This window comes from Protofrankia sp. CiP1_Cm_nod3 (assembly GCF_982290655.1).
This window is the reverse complement of record NZ_CEVIVD010000007.1, coordinates 62,663-71,727: the sequence shown is the minus strand read 5'-3', so window position 1 is coordinate 71,727 and position 9,065 is coordinate 62,663. Positions and strand designations below refer to the sequence as shown.

Annotated in this window: 7 protein-coding genes; all 7 read left to right on the top strand. The window is 72.1% G+C overall.

Translation table 11 applies throughout. The annotated features are described in order from the left end of the window. Window positions 1-663, top strand: a 663-nt coding sequence (locus tag AC5LUJ_RS03370; RefSeq protein ID WP_493464445.1) for a TetR/AcrR family transcriptional regulator, incomplete at its 5' end; no start/stop codon positions are given. A gap of 390 nt (window positions 664-1,053) precedes the next feature. After that, complete coding sequence (locus AC5LUJ_RS03365) at window positions 1,054-2,703, top strand: ABC transporter substrate-binding protein (protein WP_493464444.1); 1,650 nt, start codon at window positions 1,054-1,056, stop codon at window positions 2,701-2,703. A gap of 153 nt (window positions 2,704-2,856) precedes the next feature. After that, window positions 2,857-4,197 carry an NtaA/DmoA family FMN-dependent monooxygenase gene (locus AC5LUJ_RS03360; protein WP_250282477.1) on the top strand — a complete coding sequence of 447 codons (1,341 nt, stop codon included), beginning with the start codon at window positions 2,857-2,859 and terminating at the stop codon, window positions 4,195-4,197. Beyond that, window positions 4,197-5,231 (top strand): LLM class flavin-dependent oxidoreductase, encoded by a 1,035-nt coding sequence (locus AC5LUJ_RS03355; RefSeq protein ID WP_493464448.1) that lies wholly within the window; start codon window positions 4,197-4,199, stop codon window positions 5,229-5,231. The genes AC5LUJ_RS03360 and AC5LUJ_RS03355 overlap by 1 nt, the downstream gene beginning before the upstream one ends. A gap of 185 nt (window positions 5,232-5,416) precedes the next feature. Continuing rightward, on the top strand, window positions 5,417-6,358 hold the full coding sequence (locus AC5LUJ_RS03350) for an ABC transporter permease (protein ID WP_250282473.1): 942 nt from the start codon (window positions 5,417-5,419) through the stop codon (window positions 6,356-6,358). After that, on the top strand, window positions 6,355-7,206 hold the full coding sequence (locus AC5LUJ_RS03345; protein ID WP_250282472.1) for an ABC transporter permease: 852 nt from the start codon (window positions 6,355-6,357) through the stop codon (window positions 7,204-7,206). Before AC5LUJ_RS03350 ends, AC5LUJ_RS03345 begins: the two co-directional genes overlap by 4 nt. A gap of 85 nt (window positions 7,207-7,291) precedes the next feature. Then, the gene (locus AC5LUJ_RS03340; RefSeq protein WP_493464443.1) at window positions 7,292-8,926 is read left to right on the top strand and encodes a dipeptide ABC transporter ATP-binding protein; all 1,635 of its coding nucleotides are present in this window, start codon (window positions 7,292-7,294) and stop codon (window positions 8,924-8,926) included. The last annotated feature ends 139 nt before the right edge of the window (window positions 8,927-9,065 follow it).

The following is a 9,065-nucleotide window of genomic DNA, read 5'->3' as shown; positions in this document are numbered from 1 at the left end:
GCCGTGGGGGACAGAGCGGTGAGCGAGCAGCCCCCGAAGGAACGGCCCGCTCCCGCCGGCAGGGCACGCCGGGCGGACGCCCGGCGCAACCACGAAGCGATCATGCACACGGCGCGCGAGGCCTTCGAGGCCGGGGGCTCCGCGGCGCCTCTGGAGGAGATCGCCGCCCGGGCGGGGGTCGCCATCGGCACCCTGTACGGGCACTTCCCCACCCGGGAGTCGCTGATCGAGGCCGCGACCAGGGACGGCCTCGACGCACTGATCGCGTTCGCCGACGAGGCCGCCGTGACCGGCGACCCCCTGGCCGCCCTGCGGGACTGGACGGCGCAGGCGGTGCGGTACTGCAGCACCTTCCGCGGGCTGATGGGGCTGCTGACGCGCAGCCGGCACGGCGAGGGCGCCCTGTCCGGCTCGTGCACCGACATGTACCAGTGCGGCGCCGGCCTGCTGCGCTCGGCGCAGGCCGCCGGGCGGGTACGGCCGGGCTTCACCGCCGAGGACCTGTTCGGCGTCATCAGCGCCGCCGCCTGGGTGCGGGAGCGCTCGCCCGCCGGCCGGGACGGCAGCACCCGGATGCTGGAGCTGTTGCTGGACGCCGCTGTCACTGACAGTGCCGGACAGACTGGCCCGGATGGTTCTGCTTCGGCCCAAGGCCCGCTTTAGAGCCCTGCTGCCACAATCCATTCCGTCCGAGCCTCTTGGCTGGTGGAAGCGTGAGGGAGCGCGATTGTGTCGGTGGGGCCACATGGGCATACGGCTGAGAACAGCGCCCGGGAACCGCGTCCTGGCGCACAGCCGGTGACCGTCGGCTACCCCTGAGCGGACGCCGGCAACACCGCACAGACACCGGTGGGAAGGACCACGGGCAGCACAGGCACCAGCGGCCCGCACTCGCCGTCGAACTCCGCCCGGCACCAGCCGGCCCGGCCATGCGCACGAAACCGGCCGTACCAGCCCGGACCGTCCGACGGAATTTCCGGGTACGACATTTTCCGAACACGCCACCAGGCCCGGAAATGCCTCGACGTATTTTTTCGACGAAACGGAGTTCCCATGCATTCCCGCAGGAGTTTTCTCACCCTTTCGGTGGGCTCGCTGGCCGTGTTCGGCCTGGGCTCAGGCCTGGTGGCCTGCGGGGAGGACTCCTCGCCGAGCGGGACCGGCGGGACGCCGAAGAGCGGCGGCAGCATCACTTTCGCCACCACCGCCGAGCCCGACAGCTGGGACCTGCACGTCTCGGTCTCCACGCTGTCGTCGTTGATCCTGCGCGCCGTGTACGACTCGCTGGTGTACCAGAAGACGGACGGCACCTTCGAGCCGTGGCTGGCGAAATCCTGGGAGATCTCCGACGACGGCCTGCGGTACACGTTCCAGCTGCGCGACGACGTCACCTTCCACGACGGGACCCCGTTCAACGCCGAGGCGGTGAAGGCCAACTTCGACCACATCGTGGATCCGGCGACGAAGTCCCGGAACTCCAAGACCCTGCTCGGCCCCTACGACCGGACCGAGGTCACCGGCGACTTCAGCGTGGTCGTGCACCTGAAGTCACCGCACTCGCCGCTGCTCGGCGCGTTGAGCAGCCCATACCTGAGCTTCCACTCGCCCGCCGTGCTGCGCGCCAACCCGGCCGACATCACCTCGGGCGGCAAGTTCCTGGTGAGCACCGGGCCGTTCGTGTCCTCGTCGCTCACCCCGGGGCAGAACGCCGTGTTCACCCGCCGCCCGGGCTACCGCTGGGCGCCGGCGTCGGCGTCGCACCCCGGGGATGCCTACCTCGACCAGTATGTCGTGCAGTTCCTCGCCGACGACGCCGCCCGGGTCGGCGCGCTGACCTCGGGGCAGCTCGACGTGGCCGACCAGATCCCCGCCACCAGGCTCGCGCAGCTGCGCACCCAGCCGAGCATCAAGCTGGTCAGCCGCGAGACCGTCGGGTCACCGTTCACCTATTCGCTGAACACCACCAGGGCCCCGTTCGACAACCGGGACGTGCGCGTCGCGTTCCAGTCCGCCGTCGACACCGAGGCGATCACACAGGGCCTCTTCCAGGGTGTCTACAGCAGCGGCCGGTCCGTGCTGACCTCGTCCACCCCGGGCTACGACAAGTCGGTGGAGGGGATCTGGGGCTACGACAGGAACCGCGCGATCAGCCTGCTGGAGAAGGCCGGCTTCACCGCGACCGACAGCGAGGGCTACCGGGCTCGTGACGGGCGGCGGCTGAGCGTGACGCTGGCCTTTGCCGCCTCCTTCACCAGCGAGGAGCAGCGCAACTACCACACGGCGTTGAAGGACGCGGTCAAGCAGGTCGGTTTCGAGGTCGTCCTGCGCCCGCTGGACACCCCGTCGATCGTGCAGGCGTTTGCCACGGGCGACTACCACCTGGGATCCGGCTCGCCGTCGGCGATCGACGGCTCGATACTGCGCACGCTGTTCTACTCCAGCCAGTTGCCGGGCGTCGGCGGGGCGAACGCCGCCAGGGTCAACGACCCGGAGGTCGACGGCTGGTTGGACGAGGCGCTGCGCACGCGCGACGTGGCGGGCCAGAACGTGCTGTACGGCAAGGTGCAGCACAAGGTCCTCGCCGAGGCGTACGTGCTGCCGACCTTCGTGTCGAAGCGCACCTACGGCGTGCAGGAGCGGGTGCAGGGCTTCGCGCTGGGAGCGGGGAACCTGCCGACGCTGTCGGAGGTCTGGGTGAGCTGACGCCCGTGGCCGCCGGCCGGCCCGCGACCGCTCGCGCTGATACCGGACGCGAGCGGTCACAGGCCGGCCGGCCTCACTCAAGGATCGCTTTAGAACCTGCTGCCAGCATCCGTACGGTACCCGTGGTGTGTCCCGCGAGAGACGGAGGAACGCATGTCGTCAGATCTGGGTGGACGCGAACTGCACCTGAGCGTTCACCCGGTGGCGGCCGGGCACCATCCGGGGGCGTGGCGATGGCCGGGCGCGGACCCGCTGGCGTTCTCCCGCATCGAGGGCTATCTCGAGGTGGCGCAGGTGGCCGAGCGTGGGCGGCTCGACTCCATCTTCCTGGCGGACGTCCCGGGCCTGCACGCCGACATCGACGACTATCCGCAGCTCAACGGCCTCGAGCCGACGCTGATCCTGACCGCGATGGCGGTGGTCACCGAACGGATCGGGCTGGTCGGCACCGCCTCGACCACGTTCAACGAGCCGTTCAACATCGCCCGCCGGTTCCGGGCGCTGGACCTGATCAGCCACGGCCGGGCCGGCTGGAACGCGGTGACCACCTCGGGCCCCCGTGTCGCCGGCAACTTCGTCGCGGACGAGCCGAGCAGCCGCGCCCGCTACGCCAGGGCCGAGGAGTTCGTCGCGATCGTGCTCGAGCTGTGGCGCAGCTGGGCGCCGGACGCGCTGGTCGCCGACGTGGCATCCGGGCTCTACGCCGACATGTCGAGGATCCGGCCGATCGACCACCACGGCGAGTTCTTCAGCGTGCGGGGGCCGCTGAGCCTCCCGCCGTCCGAGCAGGGCTACCCGGTGCTCTACCACGCGGGCGTCTCCGACGACGTGCGCACGCTGACCGCGCGCACCGGCGAGGCGATGTTCACGGCCGTGGTCGACATCGACACGGCCCGTGACGAGCTGGACGTCGTGCGGTCCCGGGCGGCGGCCTTCGGCCGCCCGGCGGACGCGGTGCGTTTCCTGCCCGGGCTGGTCACCTCGGTCGGCGGCACCGAGCGGGAGGCTCTCGAACGACGCCAGGCCCTCGACGAGCTGTCCGGTACCCGCGGCGCGGTGCGCGGGCTGGCCGCGCAGCTCGGGCTGAACCCCGACGACCTGGAGCTGGACCGGCCGGTGCCACCCGCCCTGCGGGGCAGGCTGCACGCCGTCCGCGGCCACGCCCGCCCGGCCGCGCGCCGCGCACTGGAGGGGCAGACGGTACGGGACGTCATCCGGCGCGGCGGCGGTGGCGGCCACGTCGTGGCCGTGGGCGACCCCGAGCAGATCGCCGACCTGATCCAGGCATGGTTCGCCTCCGGCGTCGTGGACGGCTTCACTCTCATGCCGGACGTCACCTTCGACGGCCTGCCGGCCTTCGTGGACCACGTCGTGCCGGTCCTGCGCCGCCGCGGCCTGTTCCGCTCGGAGTACCGGGGCAGGACGCTGCGCGAGCACTACGGGCTGCCGATACCGGACGTCGCCACCCGCCGGCCGCTGGCGAAGGCCCTGTGATGGTCGCCCTCTCCCTCGTCGACCAGGGCCCGGTCTCCGCGCAGACCAGCCCGGCGCGGACCATCGGCCACTCGGTCGAGCTCGCCCAGCTGGCCGAGGAGCTCGGCTACACGAGGTTCTGGGTGGCCGAGCACCACGGGGTGCGCAACATGGCCTTCGCCGCCCCGGAGATCCTCATCGGCCACATCGCGGACCGCACCAGCCGGCTGCGGGTGGGCTCCGGCGGCATCATGCTGCCCAATCACACGCCGCTGCACGTCGCGGAGCAGTTCCGGACCCTCGAGGCGCTGCACCCGGGCCGGATCGACCTGGGCCTGGGCCGCTCCACCGGCACCGGTGACGACCCCACCCGCGACGCGCTGCTGCGCACCCCCGACGCGCTCGAGAGGTTCGGCGAGCATCTGCGGCAGCTGCTCGGCGTCGGCGGCCGGGTGCCGCTGGACCCGGACGACCCGTACCGGGAGCTCGTCGCGTCCCCGGCCGGTGTGCCGTTGCCGGCGGTGTTCCTGCTCGGCTCCAGCGTCAGCAGCGCCGAGCTCGCGGCGCGCGCCGGGCTGAGCTACGCCTTCCTCTGCGTCAACCAGGATCCGGACGTGGCCGTCCAGGCGCTGCGCCGCTATCGCGTGCTGTTCACCCCGGTGGCGGAGGGCGACCGGCCGCTGGCGATCCTGGCCACCCGGATCTGGGTCGGGGAGGACGACGAGCACGGGGAGGCACTGGCCGCCCCCGAACGGCTCGCCGTGCTCGACTACCTCAGCGGCGATCCGCGCCCGCTCGAGTCCGTCGAGCAGGCGCTGGCCCGCACCAGCCGGCTCACCAACGCCCAGCTCGTCGCCCGCGACAAGGTCGACCTGCGGGGGGACGTGGTGGGCGGCATCGACCGGGTCGCCGGCCGGCTCGCCGAACTCGTCGAGGCGAGCGGGGTGGACGAGGTGATGGCCATCTCCAACATCCACAGCCCGGAGGACCGCCGGGAGTCCGTCCGGCGGCTGGCCGTGGCCGTCGGGCTGTGTCCGGCGCCGGTGAGCCGCTGAGCGAGCGAACCCCTGACCGGTGGACGCGGCGGCTCCACCGGCCAGGAGCACGGCGTGACGGGTGTGCCGTCCCAGCCGACCAAAAAATGTGATCAAGAAAATCGGAGCTCTCATCCATGAGCACTCGCAGGGACTCTCCTGCCCTCTGGGCGGCCTTCCCGGCCGCTGACCCGGTGAGCTGACACGTGTACGCTTCGTTGCCCCGGTTCCTGCTACGTCGGCTCCTCACCGGGATCCTGGTGCTGTGGGGCGCGGTGACGGTGACCTTCTTCGCGGTGAGCGCGGCCGGCGACCAGGTGGACGCGATCCTCGGCCCGCAGGCGGCGAACCTCCCGGGCCTGCGCGAGCGGGTCGCCGCGGAGTACGGGCTCGACCGACCGCTGCCGGTGCAGTACCTCGACCGCCTGGCATCGCTGGCCACCGGCGACTTCGGCCGCTCCTACCAGCGCAGCCAGCCGGTGACCAGGCTGCTTGGCAGCCAGATCCTGCCGACCCTTCAGCTGGCGCTGAGCGCGGCCCTGGTCGGCCTGCTGCTCGCGCTCATCGCCACCGTCATCACGGCGGGCCGGGGCCGGATCGTACGGACGGGCACGTCGGTGTTCGAGGTGCTCGCGGTGGCGGTCCCGCCGTTCTGGCTCGGCATCCTGCTGCTGTCGCTCTTCTCGTTCAACCTGCGCTGGTTCCCCGCCTTCGGCTCCCATGGCATCTCCGGCCTGGTGCTGCCCACGCTGGCGCTGGCGATCCCGCTCGCCGGTGTCCTCGCGCAGGTGATGCGCCAGGAGCTTGAGCTGGTCGAGGGCAGACCGTTCGTGCTCAGTGCCCGGGCCCGCGGCCAGAGCCGGCTCGGCCTGCTGCTGCGGCACACCCTGCGGCACGCGCTGCTGCCGGCCACGACGATGTCCGCCTGGGTGCTCGGCACGCTCGTCGGCGGCGCCGTGCTGGTGGAGAAGGTCTTCTCCCGGCCCGGTCTCGGCACCGTACTGGTCAACGCCGTGCAGCACCGCGACACGCCGGTGGTGTCGGCCGTGGTGATCCTGGCCGCGCTCATCTTCGTCGTGGCCAACGCCCTGGCCGACATGCTCTACCCGGTGATCGACGCGCGGCTGCGGGAAACGAGCCGGGCATGAGCGCGACGACAGCGGCCTTCGACACGGCCCGGCCCCGGTGGCGGGCCACCCGCGGCTCGCACATACTGCTCGCGATCAGCACGCTGGCCGTGGCCCTGATCGTCGCGTTGCTGCTGTTCCCCGGCGTCTTCGCGCCCTACGCGCCGGACACCAACGACGTGCAGCACACCTTCTCCCCGCCGAGCTCGACGCACTACCTCGGCACCGACCAGCTCGGACGGGACGTCTTCTCGCGGCTGGTCTACGGCGCCCGGTACTCGGTGACCACCGGCCTGGTGGCCACCGCGATCGCGGTCGTGGCGGGCTCGCTGGCCGGGCTGACCGCGGCGGCCGGCAGCCGGCTGGCCGACGCGCTGATCATGCGGCTGACCGACGTCTGGATGGCGTTCCCCGAGGTGCTGCTGGCGCTGCTGGTCATCGCGCTCATCGGGACGGGCTCGACGCAGATCGCGGTGGCGATCGGGGTGGCCGCCGTGCCGTACTACGGCCGTCTCGTGCGCGGGCAGGCACTCGCCGTGACAAAAGCCGAATACGTCGAGGCGGCGAAGATCCTGGGCGTACCCGCGTGGCGATATGTGCTGCGCCACGTGCTGCCCAACGTGGGCGGGCCGGTCGTGGTGCTCGCCTCGCTGGGGACCGGGAGCGCCATCGCCGCGGCGGCAGGGCTGAGCCTGCTCGGCCTCGGCCCGCTGCCACCGACTCCGGAATGGGGCGTGATGCTCGCCGAGGGACAGACCTATCTGGCGAACGCCTGGTGGATCGCGGTGTTCCCGGGGCTGGCCATCGTCGTGGTCGTCCTCGTCTCCACCACGCTCGGCCGCAGCCTGCAGGCAAGGAGCCTGCGGTGAGCGGCCGGCGGGCGGAGCGCCCGCGGAGGACCAGCCGGCGGGCGGAGCGCCCGCGGAGGAGCAGCCGGCAGGCAGGGGGCCCGCGGTGACCCTGGTCGAGGTTGCCGGGCTGGAGGTCTCCTTCGGCCACGAGCCCCCCGTGGTACGCGACATCTCGTTCACCATCGAGGATGGTGAGTGCCTGGCACTGGTCGGGGAGTCCGGCTCGGGCAAGAGCGTCACCGCCCGGACGCTGCTCGGCCTGGCCGGCGAACGCGCCCGGGTCCGGGCGCGCACCCTGCGCGTCGGCAGCGCCGACGTCAGGAGCTTCTCCCAGCGTGACTGGCAGCGGCTGCGCGGCAAGTCGGTCGGCATGGTGCTGCAGGACGCGCTGGTGTCCCTGGATCCGCTGCGCCGGATCGAGGACGAGGTGGCCGAGTCCATCCGGCTGCACCAGCGGGACAGTACCCGTACCGAGCGGCACCGGCGCGTCCTGGAGGTGCTCGCCGAGGTCGGCGTCCCAGAGCCGGAGCTGCGCAGCCAGCAGTACCCCCACCAGCTCTCCGGCGGGCTGCGCCAGCGCGCCCTGATCGCCTCCGCCGTGGCGACACGGCCCGACCTGGTCATCGCGGACGAGCCGACCACGGCGCTGGACGTGATCGTGCAGCACCAGATCCTGCGACTGCTCGAAGAGATCAAGGAACAGGGCCGGGGCCTGCTGCTGATCAGCCACGACCTGGCGGTGGTCGCGAGGCTGGCCGACCGGATCGCGGTGATGCTCGACGGCCGCATCGTCGAGACCGGGCCCACCGAGCGCATCGTGGGCAGCCCCGAGCACCCCTACACCAGGACGCTGCTGGACATCGCCCGCGGCCGGCGCGCGCAGCGCCCGCCCCACGCCGGCGGGCAGACCCTGCTCGACGTCGACGCGGTGACCAAGAACTTCGGCGAACGCCGTGCCGTGGCCGGGGTGTCACTGACTCTGCGGGCGGGCGAGACGGTGGGCCTGGTCGGCGAGTCCGGCTCCGGCAAGAGCACGCTGGCACGGATGGTGATGGGCCTGACCGAGCCCGACGAGGGGCGGATCCTCCTGCGCGGGCAGCCCTGGTCGGGCACGCCGGAACGTGCCAGGCGGGCGCGGCGGCAGCACATCCAGCTGATCCAGCAGGATCCGCAGGCGGCGTTCGACCCCCGCCACACCATCGGGCGCATCATCGCCGAGGCGTTGCCCGGCCAGCGCGGCGCCCGCCGCCGGGCCCAGATCACCGAACTGCTGGCCACGGTCGGGCTCGACGCGCACTTCGCCCACCGCCGTCCGCACCAGCTCTCCGGCGGGCAACGGCAGCGGGTGGCGATCGCCCGGGCGATCGCCCCGCAACCCGAGGTACTGATCTGTGACGAGCCGGTCTCCGCGCTGGACGTGTCGGTGCAGGCCCAGGTGTTGGACCTGCTGTCCGAGCTGCAGCAGCGCCTGGGCATCGCCCTGCTGTTCATCACCCACGACCTCACCGTCGTGGAGCAGATCAGCGACCGCCTACTGATCATGAACAACGGCGAGGTCGTGGAGGAGGGGCTCACCACGGCCGTGTTCGACAACCCGCAGCATCCCTACACCAACGCGCTGCTGCAGGCCGCCCCGCGCCTGCCCCTGCTGTCGGCCACCGCCTCACACGGTGGAGCCCCCGAACCGCGTGCGGCCACCGACAGCTACCAAGAAGTACCAGCAGTAACCGACAGCTAGCGGCCAGGGCCGGCCCGGACAGGCCGGCCCGTCCGGGCCGCGTCGCACGCACCGCCGAAAGCGCCGACGCCTCGCGGTCGGTGCTCAGAGCGTGTCTGATGGATGTTGGTCGATGTGGGCGGGGCGTTTCACAGCAGAG

Coding starts and splice junctions, on each gene's coding strand:
- AC5LUJ_RS03365 (WP_493464444.1), top strand. CDS start 1,054: ATGCATTCCCGCAGGAGTTTTCTCACCCTTTCGGTGGGCTCGCTGGCC.
- AC5LUJ_RS03360 (WP_250282477.1), top strand. CDS start 2,857: ATGTCGTCAGATCTGGGTGGACGCGAACTGCACCTGAGCGTTCACCCG.
- AC5LUJ_RS03355 (WP_493464448.1), top strand. CDS start 4,197: ATGGTCGCCCTCTCCCTCGTCGACCAGGGCCCGGTCTCCGCGCAGACC.
- AC5LUJ_RS03345 (WP_250282472.1), top strand. CDS start 6,355: ATGAGCGCGACGACAGCGGCCTTCGACACGGCCCGGCCCCGGTGGCGG.